This window comes from Bradyrhizobium sp. HKCCYLS3077, assembly GCF_051167555.1.
Classification (GTDB): domain Bacteria; phylum Pseudomonadota; class Alphaproteobacteria; order Rhizobiales; family Xanthobacteraceae; genus Bradyrhizobium.
In genome coordinates, this window is sequence record NZ_JBNPTH010000010.1 from 129,627 (window position 1) to 152,524 (window position 22,898).

Sequence of the window (22,898 nt, forward strand, 5' to 3'; positions counted from 1 at the left end):
CGTGGCGGTCGGTCTGGTTCAGCACCAACACAGGCGAGGAGATGGTGATGCAGCCGTTGCCGCACCAGAAACTCCCAGACGGCGCGCGACACGCAGCGGCAGCCTGGATCATCTCTCTCGGAATGCCTTGGAAAGCTGGTCCTCGAGCGGCTTGATGAGGTAGGACAGCGCCGTGCGGTCACCAGTGCGGATGTGAATCTCCGCGGGCATGCCCGGGACGAGTTTCTTGCCGTCGAGGCGGGCGAGTTCGAACTCGGGAATCTCGACGCGCACCGTGAAGTACGGCTCGCCCGACCGCTCGTCCTTGCTGAGGTCGGCCGCCACCGAATGCACGAGGCCTTCGAGCTCCGGCGTTCGGCGCTGGTTGAAGGCGGCGAAGCGGACCAAGGCCTGCTGGCTTTGCAGAACCTGATCGATGTCGTGCGGCGCGACCTTGGCCTCGATGACGAGCTTGTCGCCTTCCGGCACGATCAGCATCACCGGCTCGCCGGCATTGATGACCCCTCCGACCGTGTGCACACTGAGCTGGTGGACGATGCCGGATTGAGGCGCGCGGATGTCGATCCGCTTCAACTGATCCTCTGCGGCGATGCGGCGCTCGACAAGGCCGGCCTGCCTGGACTGGTTCTCGGTCAGCTCCTGGAGCACCTGTGACTTGAAATCCTGGTCGATCCGCAGAATTTGCAGCTCGATCTCGGCCACCTTGCCCTTGGTCTGCGCGGCCGAGGCCTTCAACTGCGCGTATTCCCCCTCGAGACGCGCGGCGTCGCGCCGAAGCGCGAGCATCTTTGCGCTGGTCACGAGCTTCTGCACTTCGAGGCCGGCCAGGCTTTCGAGCTCCTTGCCGATCAGCGCGATTTCCTTGGCCTTCGCGGTGATCTGGCCCGTGACTCCCCGAAACTCCTCATTGAGCTGGATCACGCGTTCCCTGAGCTGGGATTTCTGGCCTTCGCGCGAGTCGCGACGACTCGCGAACAGGCTTCGTTCCGCACTGCTCAGCTCGGCAATGGCAGGCTCACCTTTGCGCGCCTCCAATGCCGCAGCCAGCCTGACCTCGGCGAGACCATCCCGCTCCGCCTTCAATCGTGCTTCGCGCACCATGAGTTCGTCGAGCTGCTTGGTGACCGTCTCGAGGTTTGCACGCGTCACGGTCTCATCGAGGCGAAGAAGGAGCTCTCCCTCCTTCACCTTTGCGCCGTCCCGCACCTTGATGTCGCCGACGACGCCGCCGGTCGGATGCTGAACCTTCTTCACGCTGCTATCGACCACGACGAGGCCCGAGGCGATCACTGCGCCGGCGATGTCGGTGCTTGCCGCCCACACGCCGATCCCGCCGAAGAGCAGGAACAGGGCGGCAAGGCCCGACAGCATGTAGCCTTGCACCCGGCCGTTGGCGCTGATCGTGAGCCGTTCGCGCGGCTTCATGAAGCGGCCTCCGCTGTGACGTCGTTGACGACCTTGAGATTGGCGGCTCCGGCGGCCGCCGTGCGTTGAGCAGCAGGCGACGCAGGCTGCAGCATCCGCCGCAGGATCTCCTCCTTGGCACCGAAGGCCTGGACACGCCCGTCGATCAGGGCCAGCACCTTGTCGATCCCCGCGAGAGCCGAGGGCCGGTGGGCGATCACGACGACGATGCCGCCGCGCTCACGCACCGAGCGTATGGCATGCGTGAGCGCGACATCCCCTGCGTGGTCGAGATTCGCGTTGGGCTCGTCGAGAACGATGAGGAATGGGTCGCCGTAGAGCGCCCGCGCCAGGGCTACTCTCTGACGCTGGCCGGCCGATAGTGCACAGCCGCCTTCGCCGACCTCGGTCTCGTAGCCCGCCGGAAGATGCACGATGAGTTCATGGACGCCGGCGGCGCGTGCGGCTGCAATGATCCGTTCGCTCGTTGCGGCCTCATCGAAACGACAGATGTTCTCCGCCACGGTCCCTTCGAAGAGCTCGATCGACTGAGGCAGATATCCGATGTGCCGTCCGAGCTGCGCAGGCGCCCACTGGTCGAGCGCCGCCCCGTCGAGGCGCACGCAGCCGCCGACACCGCTGCCGCTCGATCTCAGCGGCTGCCAGACTCCGACCAAGGCCCGCGCGAGGCTCGACTTCCCCGAGGCGCTCGGTCCGATGATCCCAAGCGCCTCGCCGGCGCTGAGCGCAAAGCCCACGTTGAGGAGAACGGGCCTGGCCGCGCCGGGCGGTGCGACCGAGAGATTTTCGACGGTCAGCGAGGATCTGGGCGCCGTCAATTGGAGGCTCGCGATCGGCTCGGATGGCAGCGCCATGAAGAGCTCCGATAGCCGCCGGTAGCTCTGGCGCGCGGATACGAACCCGCGCCAATGCGCGATCGATGTCTCGATCGGGGCCAGCGATCGAGACATGATGATGGAGGCCGCGATGATCGAGCCGGCGGAGAGGCCGCCGATGATGACCAGATAGGCTCCGAGGCCCAGCATCCCGGATTGCAGGAGCAGCCTGAACACTTTCGAGACGGACGAGATGCCGCCGATTGCGTCGGACGCTTGCAGCTGATCGGCGATATGGACGGCATTCAACTCGTTCCAGCGGTGCGAAAGACGCTGCCCGAGGCCCATCGCCCGCACGACCTCCGAGTTGCGCCGCGCGGCCTCGCCGAAGGCGAGTCGGCGCGAGGCCGAATGTGCGGCGGCCTTCAACGGTCCCTTGCTCCTCATTTCCGTGACGAAGGTCAGCGCCACCAGGACGAGCCCGCCCGCGACACTGAACAGGCCGAGGAGGGGATGAAGCAGGAAGATCACGGCGAGATAGATCGGGATCCAGGGAAGATCGAACAGCGCGGTCGGCCCGAGACCGGAGAGATACGAACGGATCTGATCGAGGTCGCGCACCGGCTGCAGTCCGTCGCCGGACGGCCGTGATCTCAGCGGCAGCAGCTGGACGAGGGCAAACACCCGCTCTCTCAGCGCGTCGTCAATCCTGACGCCGACCCGGCTCATCACGCGTCCGCGGATGAAGTCGAGGTAGCCGTTGCCCAGATAGAGCCCGGCCATCAGCAGCGACAGGCCCACGAGGGTCGGCACGCTCCGCGACGGCAGAACGCGGTCATAGACCTGGAGCATGTAGAGCGAGCCGGTCAGTGCGAGCAGATTGATCGCGCCCGAGAACAGCGCAACGCCAGCAAAGATCGGGCTGCAGCGGGCAAGCGCCTGTTGCAGCGGCCCGCCGAACATGCCTGCCGCACGACGGTCATGCATCGACCATTTTCCGCGCCGGGGGCGGCTGCGGTGCGCCTGCCGCCGTTTGCTTCACCTCGAGATGGCCAACGGACAGCTTGCCGTCAGTTCCGCGCATCCGCATCTTGGGCTGGCGGCCCTCGAACGCGGCTTTGGGTAGCCTCTGGATCAGGCCGGCGAGCACCTTCGCGTCTCCGGCTGCGTGGATGATCCAGGGAACGTTCCCCGCTCGCCATTCGTCCGGTTTCAGGCGCAGCGGTGTCGAAAGATCTGACAGGCGCTGATCGACCTCCTCGGAGACGAGCGCCCACAGGACGGCTGCGACGGGAGCGGTGGCCCCCGTATCCTTCGACTGGGCATCGGCGAGCGCGTACTGCCCGCGCACGATCGCCGGCACCACCAGCCATTCGAGGTCAGCCAGCGATTGATGCTTGTCTCGCGGAGAGCGCATGAGAAGCGTGACGATCTCGCCGAAGGCCGTACCCATCTGTTTGGACGCGATCATCCGCTTCCTGATCTCCTCGGGGGGCAACGCCGCATGGACGGGCGGTGGCTTGCCTTCGTGCGCGGCCACGGATGCAGGCTCGGTCACGGAGGCTCCATTGATCCGCTCCGCGCTGGTGGGACGGGCGGCCGCGTCGTCGCCGCTGCTCCTTTTGCCGAACAACATTGCGATCTCTCCTCTTCCATGAGTTTTGCCACGTCCCTCGTCGCGCAGGAGGGCGATCGGCGGAGTCCTTGATCGGATGTGCTTCCGCGCCCGTCAGCTACACAAGGAGGAAATCCTCGTTGGTCATGGCGAGCCCCTTGGAGAGGATTGCGATCTCGACCGCGCCACCGGCCTTGCTGCCGTTCGCGTCATAGATCAGCACGCCGGTCTCCGCGTTGTAGATGATGTGGTCGTCGGCATCGAGCGCCTTCGACCCGATGCGGAATTCGCAGGCCGATAGGGTCTCGCCCTCCTTGCCGTGAAGCGCCGTGAAGATGTTGCGGTCGAGCCAGATCGTGTCGTCGGCAACGGAGAAATCCGTGATCGTGTCGCGGTTCTCCGCTCCGCGATGGCTCCAGCCGCCATCGTGACTCCAGGCGTTCCACTGACAGCCCGATGACAGCTTCGAGCTGAACACGAAGGCATCGGCGCCATCGCCTCCCGTGAGGACGTCATTGCCTGCCCCGCCGTCGATGAAATCATTGCCAGCGCCACCATCGATGACGTTTGCCTTGCGATCGCCCTCGAGATGATCGTCGAAGGCCGACCCCTTCAGGTTCTCGAAGCCTCGAAGCGTATCGACGCCGGTAGCTTCGCCGGTATCCTGCGCGTCTGTCAGCGCAAGGCTGACCGTGACGGCCGATGTCGCATGCTCGTAGGAGACGGTATCGAGGCCGGAGCCGCCGTCCATATGGTCATCGCCGGCACCGCCCTCGATGACGTCATTGCCCGCGCGGCCGGAGAGATAGTTGTCGCCGGCATTGCCGGTGATCTCGTTGGCCTCGGAGTTGCCGGTGCCGGTTTTGGCGCCGTCGAGCAGCACGAGGTTCTCGACATTGTGCGCAAGCGTATAGCTGATGGCCGCGCTTTTCACCGTGTCGGTGCCGTCGTGACAGCGTTCAATGACCTTATCGTTCCAGCTGTCGACAAGATAGGTGTCGTCCCCACCACGGCCGATGAAGGTGTCGCGCCCGCCACCGCCGTCGAACAGATCGTTGCCGTCGGTGCCAATGAGCCTGTCATTGCAGGAGGTGCCGTGGATGACGGGCGTCTCGTTCACATCGGCGATGGCGAGCGTGTAGGACGCCGAATCCTCATGCCCGCCGGGCAGCGACGCGTCGTCGACGACGACCGTCACATCGACGCTCTGCATCTGCTCGTAATCGAGCTGAACGCCGGCCTTCAGATAGAGCCCGGCGACGCCTGCAATGGTGAGGATCTCGAACATGGCGGCTTGGCTGCCGGACAGGGACAGCGTGTTCTGCCGGAAGGTGCTCGCCGTGTCGGGATCGTTCAGGACGATGTCGGCCACCTTGAGCGGGGTGGTGACGGTCGTATTCTCCGCAATCGACGCGAGCACCGGCGTCAGCGAGATCGAGGCCTTCTCGTTGACGTCGGCGACGTCGATCGCAATCGTCCTGTCGATGCTGAGTCCGCCCGCATCGGTCACCTTCACCGTGATCTCGTGCGATGCGTCCGTCTCGAAATCAAGCGCGTCACCCCGGGCCAGCACGAGCTCGCCGTCGACGATCGCGAAGCGCCCTCCGGCGTCATCGGTCAGCGCGTAGCTGATGACGTCGCCGCTGTCGGGATCAGTTGCCGACAGGACGCCGACCACCGTGCCTGCCGCCGCGTTCTCCGCGACCGGGTTGCTCGCGAGCGCGACCCCGGTCGGCGCCTCGTTCACGTTGGTGACCGCGATGGTCAAGGCGACGCTGGCGTCCGGCGTGGCTCCGACCGCGGCGTCGTCAACGGTGATGACGACGTCGAACTGCGTCTTTCCGCCTTCGAAGTCGAGCGCCGCCCCGGCCTTGAGATACAGCGCGTTGCCGTCGATCTCGAACGAGCCGCTGTCGTCGCCGGCAAGGCCGATCGCGTTCGTGCCCTTGCCGTCATCGGTGACCGCGATGTCGGCGACCTTGATCCGTACGTCGGTTGCCATGTCTTCGGCGATCGACGTCAATAGGTTTGCGAGGGAGATGCCGCTGGGCGCCTGGTTGGCGGCAGGGAGCCCGATGTCCTCGCCGGTCAGCGTTCCGTCGTCGAACTGGAACCGCTCGACGTCGGTGACGGTGTCGATGCTGCCGTCTTGGCGGTTTGCGACGCTCACGACGTTGCCGTCGACGCTGATGGTATAGTCGGAGATCTTGCCGGCGAACACTGCCGTGTCCGTCCCCGCGCCGCCATCGAGAACGTCGTTCCCACCGGCGCCACCCGCGAGCGTATCGTCGCCGGCATTGCCTGTGAGCGCGTCATTGCCCATGCCGCCGGTGAAAGTGACGGCCTCGCGGGTCTGTGCCATGGCCTTCACGGCGCCGATGGCACCTTCACCGGTGACGCCCGAGGCGTCGAGCGTCCGCAACTTGCCAATATCCGTGCCGTCGACCGTCAGATCCCAGCCGGTGTTTCCCGCGATCGTCAGCGTCGTCGTGGCGTCCAGATCGAGCACCTGCGCGAACGCATCCGTCGGCTGCTGGGACAGAGGCGGCTGGTCGATGTTCGGATCGAACGGCGCGTCGTGATAGGAAGCGTCGCGCGAATCCGTCGTGATGGCGACGGTTTCGGCATCGGCCACATGGATCGTGCCATAGTCCACCCCATCCGTCGCCAGTCCGATGAAGCGGAGCGTGATCGAATCGTTCCCTGCGTCGCCAGCGAGATCGAGGTTGAGCGTCCCGAACGCATTCCCGTAGCTCGTGAAGACATAGCCTCCGAGGCCGTCGACGTTTTGCGCTGGATCGGAGACGGAGCGAATGGTCACGTCCGCGTTGTTGACGAGGCCGACGACCGAGTTGTCGACATCGGCGTACGCACCGCCGATGAATCGCAGCTTGGCGAGACTGTCGAAGTCGGCAACGTCGACGACCTGGTTGGTCAGCGACGTCGCATCGAGCTGGAGGATCTCGAAATTCTGGATGCGGTCACTGATGTCGCCAATGGCCGCGGCCACTGCAAAGGTCATGCGCAGCGTGTCACCTGCCACTTCGGTCTCGACCGTCGTGGAGTCCGGCTGCGTGAATGTGGAGACGCCGCCATCGAGCATGCCGCCATTCTGGAACGCGCCACTTCCCAGAATACGGGCTTCATCGTCGCCCGCGCCGAGATCGATGCTGCCGCGCAGCCCGCGGCCGGCATTCGTGGCGGCCTCGTCACCTTGCGTGCCGTCATTCGACAGGTTGACGTCGCCGAGATTCCCGAAGCGGATCAACTCGCTCCCGAAACCGCCCGAGAACGAGTAGTTGGCATTGCCCCCTGCGGTGGCGAGTATGGCATCGTCCAGCGGCGTCTCGATGGTGAGAATTCCGGACTGGCCGTAATAGGAGAAGTGCTCGACCGGACTGAAGCCTGCGAACGGAGCGGCAATCGTCGTGACGTTCGGAATGTACCATTTGATGGCGCCTCCGGCGACATTCTGAAAGGTGAACGATGTCGCGGACGCAAATGACAGGTTGAAGTCGTTGACGGCGGCGCCGTTCCATTTGTCCGCCAGCAGGCCGGAGCCGACCGAGTCCGATATCAGATAGATGCTCGTTGCCGTGTCGTCGATGATCTTGGCGTCGGCGCCCATGTTCAGGCCGAACGACATCAATGTGAGATCGCGCGCGCCCTCCGCAGCGTGGACCGTCACGGTTTCCGTCATCTCCTGGCTGAGATAGTTGTCAATCTGCGCGTAGGATCCGAGCCAGGTCAGCTTCAGCAGCGTCAGCGCATCGCTCTCGATGTCGACTGAACCATAGGTGTGCTCGATGCCGACGGTCTGCAGCATGTCACGCCCGCCGTGCTCGGTTCCGAGGTCGGCAATGGTGACGTCCTGCGCCCAATCGATGACGGCGCCGATCTCGTAGCCGTCATATTGCCGCACGATCGGATCGTAGCTTGGCTGGAAGAACGCGTTCTGGATGACGTCGACGAGCGGGTGCGGAAGTTCCGTCGTCCGGTCCGCAAACTCGATCTTCTCGACATCGTCGAACTTGATGCCGGTGCGCTCGACGACGCCATCGACGACTCTCTCGAAATAGACCGTCTGATTGTTGAACCCAGGGTTGACCGCGTCGAGCATATAGAGGCGGTATTCGGATCGCGCGCCGGCGAGCACCAGCGTATCGATGCCCTCTCCGCCAGAGACGTAGTCGACGTCGCCGGTGCCCGGCAGCAGCCGGTCGTTGCCGTCGCCGCCGATGAGCTGATCGCTGCCGGAGCCGCCGACGATGAGGTCGTTCCCGTCACCGCCGACCAGGAGGTCATCGCCGCTCAAGCCATAGAGCTTGTCGTTGCCGGATCCGCCATTCAGGGTGTCGCCGTGGGCGCCGAGATATTTCCAGGTTTCGTCGTTGGTCTGATCGTCGCTGCCGATGATCAGGTCGTTGCCGCCGCCGCCGAAGATGGAGTCTCCCAGCAGCGGATAGGCGCCGCCGCCGATCAGCGTATCGTTGCCGTCGCCGGCGATGATGGTATCGAGACCTGCGCCGCCGTCGACGAAATTGTTGCCGCTGCCGGTGAAGATGATGTCTTCCCCGCCCAGACCGTAGATCTCATTGTCTCCAAAATCGCCCCTGAGCGTCTCGCTCGCGGCAGTGCCGGTGATGGTCCCGGCGCCCTGGCGGTCAGCCTCGGAGGTGGTGACCGTTGCTGTTGTATCGGCGGTTCGATCGCCGGCGCTGACGATAGGTTGCGGAGTGGACGAGACGACGACGATGTCGTCGAACGACAGGTCCGCCGGTGTCTGGGCGAGCAGCGCGAACTGCACGGCAGCGCTGCTGCCACTGCCGTCGGCATCGAAGAACAGGGCGCCGGTTGCCGCGTCGTAGATGATGCGGTCGGCAGCCGTCTCCGCGCCCTGGCCGATGACATAGAAGACATCGGCATCGAGCGTTCCGAGATTGAGCCCTGCGAAGATCGACGAGTCCAGCCAGATCGTATCGACGTGATGGGCGAAATCGAGAATGATGTCGAGATTGGTCGCAGCGTTCAGGGCGCGGTCGAACAGGAAGTGGTCGGCGCCCTCGTCACCCTCGAGAATATCATTGCCGGCACCGCCCGAGAGGGTGTCGCTGCCTTCGCCGCCGCTCAGCGTATCGCCGCCGCGCATGCCGTACAGCCGGTTGTCGAGGGCGTTGCCCGCGATATCGTCGTTGCCATCTCCGGTGACGGCGTTCTCGATCTCGGTGCCACCCGCCAGCGTCAGGAATGCGGCTCCGTTCACGGTCGAGGTGGCGCCTTCCGCAAGCGAGATGACGAGATTGCCGGACATCGCGGCCATGTCGAGCCAGTCTGCGCTGCCCCCATCGTCGCTCAACGTCTGGCGGGAGCCGTCCTTGGCCAATGTGGTCAGGATCTCGTTGGTATAGTGATAGACGTCGCTGTCGAGATCGTTGCCGCCGGAAGCGCCATCGCGGCCGTGCAGTGTGACCGTGGCCGCGCTGAGAAGGCCCGGATCGTTGCCGAACCAGGCGTCCGTGATGCGCAAGGTCCAGACGCCGTTGGCATCCTCTCCCCGGAAGGCGTTTGCGCCGAGTGCGAGATGCACCCCACCGGTCGCGTTGTCGAACAGGAAGTCCCGGTTGAAGTCGGCGAGCTCGACGACCGTCCCGTCGGGAGATATCAGCGAGATGCTGAGGTCTGCGAGATACTTCGTTCCGATACCCTCGACACCGCCGAAGATGTCGATCACGACCGAAGCCGTCGCCGAACTGTGGGCAATGTCGAGGTCGATGTTGACGAACTCGACGTCGAATTCATTGCCCGAGAAGTCGAATGTGATGTCGGTGTTGGTCAGGTCGTTGATCACCGCGCCCGTGGAGAACGTCGACGAGAACGACATTTCGTTGGCGCTGACCTGGGGAGCCGCAAACAAGCCCCACACCTCGGCCATGCGCACGGCGTTGTAGGCGTCGATGGCGCCAAAGCCGTAGTCGGCCGAAAAGTGCAGGCCGCCGCCGTTCCAATTGCCGGCATTGTTGTAGAACCAGCTGTTATCCTCGGACGCCGTGCGATTGCCGCCGATACCGCTTCCGATCTCCCGCGCCGAGTAGGCGAGGATGGTCTGCACGTCGCGCCAGCCGAGATCGGCGTTGGCATCCAGCATCAGGGCGACAGCGCCGGAGACGATGGGCGTTGCTCCGGAGGTGCCGCCGAACTGGTTCGTGTAGTCGGACGGCACGATGACATCGCCGCTCATGTTGTATCCGAGCTCGCCTTGCAGGTCGGTCGTGACGAGGCCGGGATCGATGTGTACGCCGGGCGGGTCGAGGAAGCCGCGGCGATCGCCGCTCGACGGCGCCGAGACGAGCAGATTGGCGCCGAAATTGGAGTACCAGGCGGCGTCGCCAGTCGCATCATAGGCGCCAACCACGATCGTCGCGCGTGATGTGTCCGCGGCGTCGCCGTTGGCGTTGAGATCGTCGTTGCCGGCCGCCTTGGTAATGATCGTTCCTAGTCCGCCGCGGCCGGACTCGACCGCCGCCATCCAGCCCGCAACGATCTGCGCGTTCGAGGCGCTGGCCGCCTGGTAGAAGATCGGCTGCGCGCCCCAGCTGTTGGAGATGATGTCGAACTGCCCGGCATGGCCAAGTGCCTCGATGAACCCCGTGAAATTGCTGTTGATGTCGGCGGCTCCGCCGAAGATCGGGACACCGGTGATGCTGCTGCCATAGGCCACGCCGACCGCGCCGAAGCCGTCGCGTGCAGCGGCGATCAATCCTGCGACCGCCGTGCCATGCGCACCGCCGTATCCCAGCGTGACAGGGAGGCTGGCGTCGAGATGCTCGCCGCCGACGACGACTTCCAGGCTGGCGTCGTAGTTCGATTCAAGGTCCGGATGTTGCGTCTCGATACCGTCGTCGTAGATGCCGACGTGGACACCGCTGCCCGTGAATTCTTCCCAGATCTTCTGAATGTCGCCGAGAAGGCCGAAATGCCATTGATCGTCGAACAGGTCATCGGTGGGAGGCGGCTCTGTGGATGACGTGGCGGTCGAGACCGCCGTCGTGACCGCGCTCGAGCCGTCGGAGGGCGGCTGTTTCGAGATGACCGGCGCTGGCAGCGTTGCGTAGACCGGGGCAGTCTCGCCGGAGGGAGACGACGGAGAGAGCGGAACGGTGCCGGTTGCCGAAAGCTCGCTGTCGACTGCGAGATCGATGCGCGGAGCATTCCGAGAGGCTGCGTCGGTCGTTGTCATCAGATCTTTCCCGTTCAAAGGCGTCATGTCGGGCCGACGTGATCCGGCCGTTGCGAAAAGCGCTCGGTCGTGTGGGGGGCGTTACCCACCGGTCGTGGTCACCGTCGTCTTACCGTCCAATCGCAGCGGTGGTTCTGCGCCGTAGCCTGATAGCCGAGCGTACGCTTGGAGAGAGTGCGCGCGCCCCGCAGCTCGTCCGTGGGTGTGCATGTCCCAAATGCGCTGCCTCCTTTGGTTCCGTTGTCGAACGTGCGTGACTGCAGCATTCGCGGCTTCACGTATTCCGGCTCTCGGCCGAAATACGTCGCAGCGCTCGTCAGAGCGCCAGTCGGTCTGATGACGGCGCATTGTTGCGACGTCTCGTCGATCAGTTAGTTCATCGACCTATGTGGCAAAAATTCGAGAGATGATTGCGATGTATGGCGTTCGAGGCGCGTTGCCGATCCGTCGATGAGATGTCTCTGATGATGAATGACGTGGCAAAGAAACAGCCGGACGTTCGAGAATGTCCTGTTCGCGCAGCTATTTGTAGCCGGGCACGAAGCAAGACTGATCGTAAAGTTTGGTGGGAAGCTTCACGCGAATAATAAAAATTAGAAAGCCTGAAGACTTGGCGTGATACGGGATCGTCGAAGATGGCCTGGGAAAACGACGTGGCACCGTCGGGAAGTGCATCGCCTGTTGATCGGGATAAATCTCACCAGCGGCGGGTGTGAGCTCCAGGTGAGAATGAACGCGCCGGCGATTCTCGCCGAAGCCGATTGGCGCGGTCCGAAATCAGAAAAGGCCCCGGCCACTTGGGGAGCCGGAGACCGGGGTGGGTTTTGGAAAGATGATGATTGAAGGAAGGATCGTCTGCCAGGACTCGCGCGTGAAGCCCGAAGTCGCGACTACATGTCAGGACAGAACACGCTATTCGAATCGGGAATTTCTCTATCTCAGTTCGGGAAGATGTTGGTGTGACGAAGTCCATCGCGAAACAATGAGCTGCTGAATGGCGTTGGGAGTAGCTGGCGCTGGGCCGCAAAACCGATCATCTGGCGCGGCAGATCGGCGTCCGGGGTCTTCTCCACCAGCGTGCGCAGGTTCATCATGCCGCCGGTCATCGGTGGTTCCTCGGCGAGGTCGGTCTTGGCGGTCATCCGCCGCGCGATATCGATGACCCGTTCGTCGGCGCCCGCTCGGCGGAGAAACGTCCCGTTGACATATTTTCCCTTTCGTCGGACTTGGGCTCTCCACGAGCCGGATTTCAGTCCGGTGAATGTTGCACGTGTGTGCGCTCCGTGTGCGCTGAGGCGGCGAAGAGCCGGAAAAAGCATCGCGCCGTGGCGTAGAATAGGGTGCACACAAGGCGGCCCAACGAACTGAACATGCTAAAAAATGAAGCGATATCAATCACATAGATTTTCCGTGGCGCCGATGATGGATTGGACGGATCGGCATTGCCGGGTGTTCCATCGGCTGCTGACGCGCCGGGCGCTGCTCTATACCGAGATGGTCACGACGGGCGCCGTCATTCACGGCGACCGCAAGCGGCTACTCGGCTTCGACGCCAGCGAGCATCCGGTGGCGCTGCAGCTTGGCGGCTCCGATCCGGCGGATCTCGCCACCTCGGCGAGGATCGGCGAGGACTTCGGCTATGACGAAATCAACCTCAATGTCGGCTGTCCGTCGGACCGGGTGAAGGACGGGCGCTTCGGCGCGTGCCTGATGGCCGAGCCTGCGCTGGTCGCGGCCTGCGTTGCGGCGATGAAGCGCGCGGTGACGATTCCCGTCACCGTGAAGTGCCGGATCGGCATCGACGATCAGGATCCGGAGATCGCGCTCGATGCGCTCGCCGATGCCGTGGTGGACGCCGGCGCCGACGCCCTGGTCGTGCATGCGCGCAAGGCCTGGCTGAACGGCCTGTCGCCGAAGGAGAACCGCGACATCCCGCCGCTCGACTACGACCGGGTGTACCGGTTGAAGGCGCGGCTGCCGCAGGTGCCGGTGATCATCAATGGAGGCATCACCAGCATCGAGGCCGCGCAACGGCATCTTGCGCATGTCGACGGCGTGATGCTCGGGCGCGCGGCCTATCAGGAGCCGTGGCGGCTGCTCGATGTCGATCCCGTGCTGTTTGGCGAGGCTGCGCCGCATGCGTCGATGAAGGAGGCGCTCGCCGCGCTCGAACCCTATATCGCGCGTCAGCTCGGGCAGGGCACGCGGCTGCACGCGATCACGCGGCATCTCGTTGGTGCCTATCACGCGGTGCCTGGCGCCCGCGGCTTCCGCCGTCATCTCGCCGAGCGCGGCGTCAAGCCCGAGGCCGGCATCGAGGTGCTGCGCGAGGCGGTGGCGATGGTCGAGGAGCGCACGCCAGCCGCCGCGCTCGCTTGAGTCAACGGTCGGCGGACAGCAACTCGGCCACGGCCTGCCGCGCGACCGCATTCTCTTCCGGCAGGCCGATCGAGATGCGCAGCCAGGTGTCGAAATGCGGCTGGGCGCGGCCGATGATGATGCCGCGAGCGGCGAGCGCCGCGGCAGCTTCGGCATGTGGACGGCCGCAATCGAAGAACACGAAGTTGGCCTGCGAGGCGCTGAAGCGACGGCCGTGCCCGCGCAGCAGCCCATGCCACGCCTCGCGCTCTGCGGCGACCTTGGCCCGGACATCGTCGACGTAGTTGCGATCATCCAGGCTGGCCATGGCGGCGACGAGGCTCAACCGGCTGAGGCCGAAGAAGGCGCCGATGCCCATCTGCTTCAGGCCTGCAGCCAGCGGCTTCGGCGCCAGCGTGGCGCCGATGGCGAGGCTCGCCAGTCCGTAGATCTTCGAGAATGTCCTGAACACGGCGACATTGGCGCCCTCGCGCAGCAGCGGCGCGACGGTGCGCGCGGCGAAGTCCGGCAGGAATTCGAGATAGGCCTCGTCGACGATCACGAGCGTGCGCGTCGACAAGGCGCGAACGGCTGCGATGAAGTCTGCGGCGTCGCTGACGGTGCCCGACGGATTGTGCGGGTTGACGAGATAGACCGCGCGCGTGGTGCTGTCGACGGCGGCCGCGATGGCCGGCAGGTCGTTCTCGAGCCGCGCGTTCAGCGGCACGCCGACCACGCGTCCGCCCGCCGGCGCCACCGCGTCGATCAGCGCGGTGTAGCCCGGCTCGGAATAGACGAAGCTGCCGCCGGGACCGTCCTGTGCGGCGAGGTAGAGGCCGAGCACGTTGAGATTCTCGCCGAGCACGATCTGATCCGCCGGGATGTTGTCGCGCGCGGCGATCGCAGCCGTGAGGTCGTCGACCTCGCGGCCGGTGTAGCGCGCCAGGCCGGCGAGATCGGCCCGGATGGCGTCGACAGCCGCGGGCGCGGGGCCGAACGGGTTTTCGTTCAGCGAAAGCTGGATCGGAGATCGGGGCAGGGTGTCGGCCATGGGATGCGACCCTAGGCCGACAGTCGCCGTCGCCGCAAGCCAATGGCCGTTGCGGACACACTCTCAGCTGCGATCGGGATAGCCGTGCAGCATCAGCCGGTCGGAGCGGACCTCGAAGCGCTCGAGCCGGTCGAGAAAGCTCATGCCGAGCAGGTTGGTCTTCATCTGGCCGTGCGGCACGACCAGCGCGGGAACGGAGCGCTCCACGAGCTTGCCGATCGCGAGCCGATCGAGCGTCAGCCGGGCCGCCTTGGTGTGGCCGCCCGCGGTCTCGACGTCGACGTCGTAGTTCAGCAATTCGAGCGGCAGTCCGGCGGCCTTGGCGGTCTCCCAGGTCAGCACCACCGAGGTCGCGCCGGTGTCGACCACCATCGGCGCGGTGACGCCATTGATCTTGGCGCGCAGCGCGAACTCGCCGCCCCTGGTCCGCTCGATCTCGACGGCGTTGGTCGGAGGGCTCGCCTTTGCCCTCAAGGCCCGGCTGCGCAGCATCTCCGAGACGGTGTCGCTGGCCAGCGCGGCCTGCTCGGGATCCTTGTAGACGATCACGGCGCTCGCGGTGACCACCATGGTGACGAGGACCAATGCGATCTTGTTCATGCCCGGCCTCCGACGGATGCGGAGGCGCTCAGCCGCGCTTGCGCGCCATGGCTGGCAGGCCGGCGTCGTTCATGCGCGAGGCAAGCCCGTCCATCACCGCGAGCCGTTCGTCGCGCGACATGCCGCCCCATCGCGCGATCTCCGGCAGCGTGCGGCCGCAGCCAAAGCACAGCTTGGTCGTCGGGTCGATCATGCAGACGGCGATGCAGGGCGTGTCCTGGCTCATCCCGCCAGTCAAAGAGGGTTTGGTCCGGCTTTGCAAGTGCCATCATCTCACAGTCCCGTTCCGGCATTCATGATCGGTTTGCGCAGCAGTCGCCGCTTCTCCTGGGCGGGCGCGGTGGCAGGGTCAGGTTGCAGCGGCGGCGCCTCGTCGGACAGCGGCGCCAGCGCCGACATCACCCGCTCCGGCGGGAAGGTGACGATCACCTCGGTGCCGATGCGGACCTTGGATTTCAGCGTGAAGGTGCCGCCATGCATCTCGATCAGGTTCTTGGCGATCGGCAGGCCCAGGCCCGCGCCCTGTTCGGCCGATTTGATCGAGTTCGAGCCCTGGCCGAACGAGGCGAGCACGATCGGAATTTCGTTCTCGGGGATGCCTGAGCCGGTGTCCCTGACGCTGAGATATTGCCCGCCCGACGCCGTCCAGCCGGCCTTCAGCCAGATCTCGCCGCCCTGCGGGGTGAACTTGATGGCGTTGGACAGCAGATTGAGAACGACCTGGCGGATGGCGCGCTCGTCCGCCCACAGCCGCGGCATCTTCTGCTCGAACACCTCGTGGATGGTGAGGCCACGGCTGGAGGCGCGCAGCTTGAGCAGGTGATGGCAGTCGGCGATGACGTGCACCAGCGCGACGGCTTCCTCGTTCAGCTCGTAGCGGCCGGCCTCGATGCGCGAGAGATCGAGGATCTCGTTGATCAGGTTGAGCAGGTGGACGCCGGAGTTGTGAATGTCGGCGGAATATTCCTTGTAGACCGGCACCGCATGCGCGCCGAAGATCTCGCTCTTCATCACCTCGGAGAAGCCGAGGATGGCGTTCAGCGGCGTGCGCAGCTCGTGGCTCATCTGCGCGAGGAAGCGCGACTTGGCGACGTTGGCGGCCTCGGCGCGGTAGCGCGCCTCGTCGGAGATCGCCTTGGCCTGTTCGAGCTCGCCGATCAGCGCGTCCTTCTCGGCGCGCGCCTCGAGCGTCGCGAGCGTCGTCGCGTGCAGCTGGTGCGCCAGCAGCACGAAATAGCCTTCGGCCGCGACAGCAAATCCGGCCAGGAGATAGTTGTCGAATGTGCCTGACAGCGCGAGGCTGAGCGTGATCGCGACCGTCACCGGCGCGGTGACCGCAACGGCTGCGATCGGCAGGTTGGCGGCGAGCATGCTGGAGACGGCGATCACCAGCAGCATCAGGAACATCATCAGCGTGCCCGACACCTCGGCAAGCGCGGGGTGGATGAGGATCGCCATCCAGCACACGCCATAGAGCAGGTCGAGCAGCACGAAGCGCGTGCGCCAGCGCCGCGTCGCCGCCAGCGACGGCTGGTCGGCGAGGAAGTTGTTGCAGTTGCGGACGATGGCGGCGTGGATGCAGAGCACGCCGAGCGTCCAGGCGCCGGCAGCGATCGTATGCAGCCAGACGCTCAGCATCAGGCCGGTGGCGACCACCAGCAGAATGACGATGTAGGACGCGGAGATGCGGGTCTGCGCGTATTGCCGCAGCAGCTCGCGATCGAAGGCGGGCCGCGTGCCCGAGGTCGACGTCAGCCGGTCGCGCGCCTCGCGCACCCGCTGCTGCGCGGCCCGGCGCTGGGCCGCCGGTGCAAGCGCCGGCGGATCGGCCGGAAGCTCGACGACTTCGGGCTTTTCAGCGGGTGTACTCATCAACAACACAAATCCTGCCCGGGGCCGCACGGGCTGCTTTCTGCATCCTCTATAACTGGCTCGAAATCCTTAAGACGGATTATAGACAACGAAAAATTTGCGTTAACCCGGCGTTAAAATTAACCATTGCGGCGAGCAACGGCGCCACGCACACGCAGCCGTCGCCAGCCGATCACGATGCCGGTGATGCTGAAGGCAAAGCCTGCCGCGCACAGACCGACGATGAGGACAGTGCGCAGCGTCCTGTGCGCGAGCAACGTCGGAAAGTTCAACGTATGCAGCGCCTGGTAGAGCCAGCGGTAGGCGCGTCGGGAGGGATCGAGCTTCTCGAGCACGGCGCCGGACGCGGCATCGATGTGATACCAAATGTTGCCGCACACCGCGCGATACACCGGCGCCCCCGGCACATTCGATGTGAACGGATAGTCGTCGCTGGCCTCGATCTCGGCGGACCGCGCGCAACCGGCGCCCAGTCGTGCCGTCGCTTCATTCACCTCGGCCGGCTGTAGAAATCGGCCGACGATCTGCGGCGAGTGGCCCTCGATCACCGCGATCTGCTGCTGCGTGGCAGCGCGCCGGATGCGCTGATGCAGGCGGCCGCCGAAGGCGAACCAGTCGACCTCGCGGACATCACCGTGCACCGCCGACAGCGTGTCCGGCATGAGGCTCTGCCAGTCCGGCGTGCCGACCAGGACGGCCTGTTCCGAGTCGGTCAGACGACCGGTCGTGAACAGCCGGCCGTGGTCCATCGACAGCCAGCCGCTGACGATCCAGGTCAAGACGAACTGCATGCAGACGAGGCCCGTCCAGTGATGCCACTGGTGCCAGCCACGGTAACGCGACGACAGCCGCGCCCGGCGCAGCTTCAGCCTGATCGGGCCGAGCAGGGCGCCGGTCAGGGCGGCCATCACGCCCGCCAGCGAGAGCCACCAGACGGTGACGTTCCACGCCGCCCAGTCCTTGCGCAGCACGGTCGGATAGATCCAGTGCACGACGCTGCCGACGTAGTTCCAGCCGCGTTCGTAGCGCGTCGTGTCGAGCATCACCTCGCCGGTCCGGGAGGAGACGTAGAGCTCGGTGCCCTCGGCATCGTTGAGCGCGACCCGGTAGAGCGGGCGGTGCGGATCGAACCGGTTCGGCACCGTCCATTGATCGTAGCCATCGCGTGCGACGACCGCGGCGCTCGTGGTGTCGAGCCCTCGGCGTTGCGCGGCCGCGCTGGCAACGGACAGCGCGAGATCGGGCGAGGTGACATCGGCCGCCGCAAGCGTGTCGGCATGAACGGCCATGCTGCGGCCGGCGGCGGAGATCACATAGATAGGGCCGTCCGGCCGTTGCGCCAGCCGGATGCGGTTGGGCTGGCCGATCCCGCTTGCAGCGAGCGCCTCTGCCGGGCTGCGCAGCGGTGCCGCGAGATCGAGCGGCGCCAGTCCGGCGAACCGCTCGCTCTCCGTCTGCGCCGGAAACGGCACGAAATGCATCACGATGCCGGTCGCGAACCACAGCACGAACAGCGGGCCGAGCGGAATGCTGAGCCAGCGATGCGTGAGGATCAGCGCCCGGATCATGCGCTAGAACTTGAACGAGGCTTCGACCTCGTAGGTGCGGGGCGCGCCCAGGAAGATCTGGTCGGGATAGAACGGATCGCTCCAGGCGGCGTAGCGCTTGTCGGTGACGTTGCGGACGCGGAAGGCGAGGCGGGTGCTGGTCGCGGTGGCGAACAGCGGCACCTTCGGCAGGTCGACGAAGGCGAACAGGTCGGCCGTGGTGTAGGCCAGCAGCTTCACGGTGTTGGCATCGGTGCTCCAGCGATCGCCGACATGGCGCACCGAGAAGCCGAGCTCGACCGGCCACCAGCCGGGATTGAGGAAGCGGTAGGAGCCGCCGCCGTTGACGATCACGGCGGGGATGTTTGGCGGCGTGTTGCCGGAGAACGAAGCGCTGCCGTCAGCCAGGTCATAGTCGGCATAGCGGGCGCGGACGTAGGCGACATTGCCCCACAATCTGCTCTCCGGCGTCGGCCGCACCGCGGCTGAGAACTCGACGCCCTGCGACTTGACCTTGCCGGCCAAGTTGAGCTGCTGGCCGGCCTGCGCGCTGTAGACATTGTTGCGCTCGATGTCGAACGCCGAGAAGGTCCATTCGGCGCGGCCGTTCCAGGCGAGCTGCTTGACGCCGGTCTCGTAGCTGCGCGAGTCCGACATGGTCAGGTTCTGCGTCGGGCTCAAGAGAAAGATGCTGTCGGCCGAAATATCGCTCGCCGTCGCGTATTGGCTGTAGAAGATGGTGCCCGGCAGCGCCTCCCAGGTATAGCCGATGCGGCCCGTGACCGGCTGCCAGCTCTTCGAATAGGGGAAGCCGGGCCGCTCGGCGCCGTTCCTGATCCAGTTGCGATCGAGCGTGAGCGGGTTGTAGCGCAGGCCGCCGACCAGGGCGAAGGTGTTCGTCAGCTTGAGCCGGTCCTCGAGATTGAGCGCGACGCTGTCGATCGTGGCCGTCTGCAACTGCGTTCTCAAGTCGCCATAAAAGCCGCGGTCGAAGCCGACCAGCGGAACGGGCTCGCCGGGAAAGTTTGCCGCGCCGGGGCGCGTAAAGTCGGTATGGGAGCTCTCGACCGAGCCGACCAGGCGGTTGTCAAGACCGAAGATGCTGCCGTTCCAGGTGACGTCAGTGATGTTGCCGACGATGTTGTGATTGTGGTGGACGAAGAAACGTTCCCGATCGACTTGTTTGGTGAGCGAGTTGTAGGCCGAGATCTCGTTATTGTACCAGTCGCGGCTCGCATTGTAGTTGTAGATCTGGCTCCGCAAGGTGACGGCATTGTTCAGGTCCCACTCGAAGCCGCTGCGGACCCACGACTCCTTGATCGTCTTGTGGCCGTCGACCACATTATAATTGGTCGACAGCGTGCGGCGGTCGATCGTCACGGCGTCGAGATTGCTGCTGTTGTAGGCGGATATCTTGCTGCCCGAGACGATGCCGGCGGTCGCATTGGTGCCGCTGTCGGCCGCCGGCACCAGCGGCGTGCCCTCATAGGGCTTGGCCTTGTAGTCCTTGAACTCGGCGGCGACGAACGTCCTGAAGCTGTCCGACAGGCGATAGTTCAGCTGGCCGGAAACGTGGACGTTCTTGAACTCGGTGTCGTCGATGAAGCCGACTTCCCTGGTCCGGCTGATGTCGAAACGATAGTCGAGCCCCGGGACGGTCGTGCTGCCGCCGGAGCCGAAGCCGCTGCGGAACGTGCCGCGCTGGTCGAAGCCGACGAACGCCTCGTTATGCACCGGGCCCGTGTGCGGCGCCTTGGTTACGAAGTTGATGGTGCCGCCGACCGCGCCCTGGCCCGAGATCAGCGAGGAGGGGCCCTTGAGGAACTCGACGCGGTCGAGGTTGTACGTCTCCATCGTCAGCGCGGTGAAGCCGGTCGGTCCGATATTGATGCCGTTGTAGAGGACGCTGATCTGGTTGCCCTGGAAGCCGCGCATCGCGAAGCCGACATCATTCGGCGCATCGCCCGCGCTGACGCCGGTCGCGCCTTTCACCGCGTCCACCGTCGTGTGGTAGCCCTGCTCGCGCAGCGTCTCGGCGCCAACCACTTCGACGGTCGCCGGCACCTCGCGCGCGGTGAGACCGAGGCGGCTGCCGGCGGCGGCCGGTGCATTGCCGTTGAGCGGCGTCGCCACCGCCGTGGCGGAGGAGGGGACGGTCGGTTGGGTAGCCTGCGACGGCGCCGTGACGCGCCGGGATGCCGCCCGGCGTACCGCTGGAGCGGTGTTCCTCGCCGGCGACGGGGTCCGGCCGGCGGTCGGCCGCTGTCGGGGAGCGTCAACGGTGACGTCCGGCAGCACCGTGTCGGCCGCTGCCCTGCGACCCGGCTCGAACGCCTGCTGCGCGCCGGCGCTAGTGGTCGCGGAGCAGCCCGCCGCCACCAGTGCCGCCAACGATACTGATCCCCACAAACTCCGCACGCTCATGTCGATTCCCATCGCGGCTCCCGATCGTGCCGGACGCCGCGTCCCCTTGCGTTCACGATGACAGTCCAAGCGTTAGCCCAACTCCGCCAATATGTAATGTTATAACATTACATATTTGGCATTCTGCTGCGGCGTGTCTCGATCTGGCAACACATGCGAACGGCTAGCGATTGGAACAGGTATCAGCGCGTTGTGGGGCGTGCAATCACGCGACACTGGCGGGAAGCGCGCGGACAGGTCGCGCGCGGGATCGGCGATGCCGGAGATCGTGGCGGGCAGCGATGATCCTGCCGCCGCCCGAAGCGGCGGCGACAGGGAGGGCCGTCGCGACGACGGTTTACTTCTCCAGCCGGGCCAGCAGGCTCGACGTGTCCCAGCGCTTGCCGCCGAGCTTCTCGACCTCGGAGTAGAACTGATCGACCAGCGCGGTCACCGGCAGATGGGCGCCGTTGCGGCGGGCTTCGGACAGGCAGATCGACAGGTCCTTGCGCATCCATTCCACCGCAAAACCAAAGTCATATTTGCCGTCGTTCATGGTCTTGTAGCGGTTCTCCATCTGCCAGGACTGGGCGGCGCCCTTGGAGATGGTCTCGATCACGGCGGGAACATCGAGGCCCGACTTCTTGGCGAAATGGATGCCTTCGGACAGGCCCTGCACGAGGCCGGCGATGCAGATCTGGTTGACCATCTTGGTCAGCTGGCCGGAGCCGGCCGGTCCCAGCAGCTTGCACATGCGGGCATAGGCGGCGATGACCGGCTCGGCGCCGGCATAGGCGTCGGCCGTGCCGCCGCACATCACGGTCAGCACACCGTTCTCAGCGCCCGCCTGACCGCCGGAGACTGGTGCGTCGATGAATTTGAAGCCGGCCTTGGTGGCTGCGGCGTCGAGTTCACGTGCCACTTCAGCCGACGCGGTGGTGTGGTCGACGAAGGTCGCGCCCTTGGTCATGCCAGCGAAGGCGCCATCCGGGCCGATGGTGACCGAGCGCAGGTCGTTGTCGTTGCCGACGCAGCACATCACGAAATCCTGGCCCTCGGCGGCCTGCTTCGGCGTCGCGGCGGTCTTGCCGCCGAACTTGTCGGCCCATTCCTTCGCCTTGGCCGCGGTGCGGTTGTAGACCGTGACCTCGTGACCACCCTTCTTCACGAGATGTCCCGCCATGGGGAAACCCATGACGCCGAGACCGATGAAAGCGACTTTAGCCATGTGAGCTACCTTGACCTTGGGGTTCTGCCGACGGCCTTGAACGGGCCGGGCTGTTCTTGGAAGGAACACATCAGCATCCGGCGCGGATCGCGGCGGCCTGCTGGACGCCGCACCATAACGGCTTGTCGGGCAGGGGCAACGGCTTCGTGACGGATGCGAAAGCGCGCGGCCGTGCTAAAGAGGCATCATCATGACGGCTTGCAAAGCCGTCATCGGGCAACGAAATCCGAAGATATCAACCAGCCAGGGAGTGTCTCGCATGGGCGTCAGCGTCGGCGTGCTCGATCATTTCAACATCCGGACCCGCAACCTCCAGGAGACGGTGCGCTTCTATCAAGACGTGCTCGGGCTGGAGAACGGCGCCCGGCCGAACTTCGCCTTTCCCGGCGCCTGGATGTACAGCGAGGGCCGCCCCGTGGTGCATCTCGTCGATATCTCGCCGACATCGGAGGCCCAGAAGCCGGACTCCGGCGTCGTCCATCACGTCGCCTTCGTCAGCCGCGGCTTTGCGGGGATGAAGGCCCGGCTTGCGGCCAAGGGCATGCCGTTCGAGGCGCGGCAGGTGCCGGGCGGCGAGCTGTGGCAGATCTTCGTCCGCGACCCTAACGGCGTGATGATCGAGCTCAATTACGAGGCAGCGAAAGAGCAGGCCGAAGATGCGCCGGACGAGACCGCTGCGGATATCGGAACCATGGTGGCGTTTTGAGCCGGCCGGGCTTATGAAGCAGCGCAACAGAAGGCTGGAGC

General features: G+C 65.2%; 14 protein-coding genes. 2 read left to right on the plus strand and 12 right to left on the minus strand.

The features are described 5' to 3' along the window. Positions 1–108: 108 nt before the first annotated feature. From ACQR0Z_RS32005 to ACQR0Z_RS32025, 5 genes are all read right to left on the minus strand, one after another. The gene (locus ACQR0Z_RS32005; RefSeq protein WP_434857684.1) at positions 109–1,425 is read right to left on the minus strand and encodes an HlyD family type I secretion periplasmic adaptor subunit; all 1,317 of its coding nucleotides are present in this window, start codon (positions 1,423–1,425) and stop codon (positions 109–111) included. Then, positions 1,422–3,227, minus strand: a complete 1,806-nt coding sequence (locus ACQR0Z_RS32010; protein ID WP_434921303.1) for a type I secretion system permease/ATPase — start codon at positions 3,225–3,227, stop codon at positions 1,422–1,424. Before ACQR0Z_RS32010 ends, ACQR0Z_RS32005 begins: the two co-directional genes overlap by 4 nt. Beyond that, positions 3,220–3,876 carry a toxin-activating lysine-acyltransferase gene (locus ACQR0Z_RS32015; RefSeq protein ID WP_434921304.1) on the minus strand — a complete coding sequence of 219 codons (657 nt, stop codon included), beginning with the start codon at positions 3,874–3,876 and terminating at the stop codon, positions 3,220–3,222. The genes ACQR0Z_RS32010 and ACQR0Z_RS32015 overlap by 8 nt, the downstream gene beginning before the upstream one ends. Positions 3,877–3,973: 97 nt before the next feature. Next, positions 3,974–11,092, minus strand: coding sequence for a S8 family serine peptidase (locus ACQR0Z_RS32020; protein ID WP_434921305.1), 7,119 nt, complete (start codon positions 11,090–11,092; stop codon positions 3,974–3,976). Positions 11,093–12,030: 938 nt separating this feature from the next. After that, positions 12,031–12,234 (minus strand): hypothetical protein, encoded by a 204-nt coding sequence (locus ACQR0Z_RS32025; protein ID WP_434921337.1) that lies wholly within the window; start codon positions 12,232–12,234, stop codon positions 12,031–12,033. Positions 12,235–12,472: 238 nt separating this feature from the next. On the opposite strand from ACQR0Z_RS32025, the gene dusA reads away from it, so the two are divergent. Continuing rightward, positions 12,473–13,471 (plus strand): tRNA dihydrouridine(20/20a) synthase DusA, encoded by a 999-nt coding sequence (dusA, locus tag ACQR0Z_RS32030; RefSeq protein WP_434857680.1) that lies wholly within the window; start codon positions 12,473–12,475, stop codon positions 13,469–13,471. A 1-nt stretch (position 13,472) separates the two neighbouring features. On the opposite strand, the gene ACQR0Z_RS32035 is transcribed toward dusA, so the two are convergent. The 7 genes from ACQR0Z_RS32035 to ACQR0Z_RS32065 form a co-directional block, all read right to left on the minus strand. After that, positions 13,473–14,501 (minus strand): pyridoxal phosphate-dependent aminotransferase, encoded by a 1,029-nt coding sequence (locus ACQR0Z_RS32035; protein WP_434921306.1) that lies wholly within the window; start codon positions 14,499–14,501, stop codon positions 13,473–13,475. 63 nt (positions 14,502–14,564) lie between these two features. Then, positions 14,565–15,101 carry a TIGR02281 family clan AA aspartic protease gene (locus ACQR0Z_RS32040; RefSeq protein WP_434921307.1) on the minus strand — a complete coding sequence of 179 codons (537 nt, stop codon included), beginning with the start codon at positions 15,099–15,101 and terminating at the stop codon, positions 14,565–14,567. Positions 15,102–15,129: 28 nt separating this feature from the next. After that, positions 15,130–15,327, minus strand: coding sequence for a DUF1289 domain-containing protein (locus ACQR0Z_RS32045; protein ID WP_434921308.1), 198 nt, complete (start codon positions 15,325–15,327; stop codon positions 15,130–15,132). A 47-nt stretch (positions 15,328–15,374) separates the two neighbouring features. Then, positions 15,375–16,973: a sensor histidine kinase gene (locus ACQR0Z_RS32050; RefSeq protein ID WP_434857676.1), complete on the minus strand. Its 1,599-nt coding sequence runs from the start codon at positions 16,971–16,973 to the stop codon at positions 15,375–15,377. A gap of 119 nt (positions 16,974–17,092) precedes the next feature. Further along, positions 17,093–18,541, minus strand: coding sequence for a PepSY domain-containing protein (locus tag ACQR0Z_RS32055; protein ID WP_434921309.1), 1,449 nt, complete (start codon positions 18,539–18,541; stop codon positions 17,093–17,095). Positions 18,542–18,544: 3 nt separating this feature from the next. Continuing rightward, the gene (locus ACQR0Z_RS32060; protein ID WP_434857674.1) at positions 18,545–20,944 is read right to left on the minus strand and encodes a TonB-dependent receptor domain-containing protein; all 2,400 of its coding nucleotides are present in this window, start codon (positions 20,942–20,944) and stop codon (positions 18,545–18,547) included. A 337-nt stretch (positions 20,945–21,281) separates the two neighbouring features. After that, the gene (locus ACQR0Z_RS32065; protein WP_434857673.1) at positions 21,282–22,151 is read right to left on the minus strand and encodes an NAD(P)-dependent oxidoreductase; all 870 of its coding nucleotides are present in this window, start codon (positions 22,149–22,151) and stop codon (positions 21,282–21,284) included. 259 nt (positions 22,152–22,410) lie between these two features. On the opposite strand from ACQR0Z_RS32065, the gene ACQR0Z_RS32070 reads away from it, so the two are divergent. Beyond that, a complete protein-coding gene (locus tag ACQR0Z_RS32070) occupies positions 22,411–22,857 on the plus strand; it encodes a VOC family protein (RefSeq protein WP_434921310.1) in 447 nt (148 codons plus the stop codon). Positions 22,858–22,898 lie beyond the last annotated feature (41 nt).

Bases quoted from the DNA above. Each gene is read 5' to 3' on its own strand.
- dusA (WP_434857680.1), top strand. From the start codon at position 12,473: ATGAAGCGATATCAATCACATAGATTTTCCGTGGCGCCGATGATGGAT.
- ACQR0Z_RS32025 (WP_434921337.1), bottom strand. From the start codon at position 12,234: ATGACCGCCAAGACCGACCTCGCCGAGGAACCACCGATGACCGGCGGC.
- ACQR0Z_RS32050 (WP_434857676.1), bottom strand. From the start codon at position 16,973: ATGAGTACACCCGCTGAAAAGCCCGAAGTCGTCGAGCTTCCGGCCGAT.
- ACQR0Z_RS32005 (WP_434857684.1), bottom strand. From the start codon at position 1,425: ATGAAGCCGCGCGAACGGCTCACGATCAGCGCCAACGGCCGGGTGCAA.
- ACQR0Z_RS32065 (WP_434857673.1), bottom strand. From the start codon at position 22,151: ATGGCTAAAGTCGCTTTCATCGGTCTCGGCGTCATGGGTTTCCCCATG.
- ACQR0Z_RS32045 (WP_434921308.1), bottom strand. From the start codon at position 15,327: ATGAGCCAGGACACGCCCTGCATCGCCGTCTGCATGATCGACCCGACG.
- ACQR0Z_RS32060 (WP_434857674.1), bottom strand. From the start codon at position 20,944: ATGAGCGTGCGGAGTTTGTGGGGATCAGTATCGTTGGCGGCACTGGTG.
- ACQR0Z_RS32040 (WP_434921307.1), bottom strand. From the start codon at position 15,101: ATGAACAAGATCGCATTGGTCCTCGTCACCATGGTGGTCACCGCGAGC.
- ACQR0Z_RS32070 (WP_434921310.1), top strand. From the start codon at position 22,411: ATGGGCGTCAGCGTCGGCGTGCTCGATCATTTCAACATCCGGACCCGC.
- ACQR0Z_RS32015 (WP_434921304.1), bottom strand. From the start codon at position 3,876: ATGTTGTTCGGCAAAAGGAGCAGCGGCGACGACGCGGCCGCCCGTCCC.
- ACQR0Z_RS32010 (WP_434921303.1), bottom strand. From the start codon at position 3,227: ATGCATGACCGTCGTGCGGCAGGCATGTTCGGCGGGCCGCTGCAACAG.
- ACQR0Z_RS32020 (WP_434921305.1), bottom strand. From the start codon at position 11,092: ATGACAACGACCGACGCAGCCTCTCGGAATGCTCCGCGCATCGATCTC.
- ACQR0Z_RS32055 (WP_434921309.1), bottom strand. From the start codon at position 18,541: ATGATCCGGGCGCTGATCCTCACGCATCGCTGGCTCAGCATTCCGCTC.
- ACQR0Z_RS32035 (WP_434921306.1), bottom strand. From the start codon at position 14,501: ATGGCCGACACCCTGCCCCGATCTCCGATCCAGCTTTCGCTGAACGAA.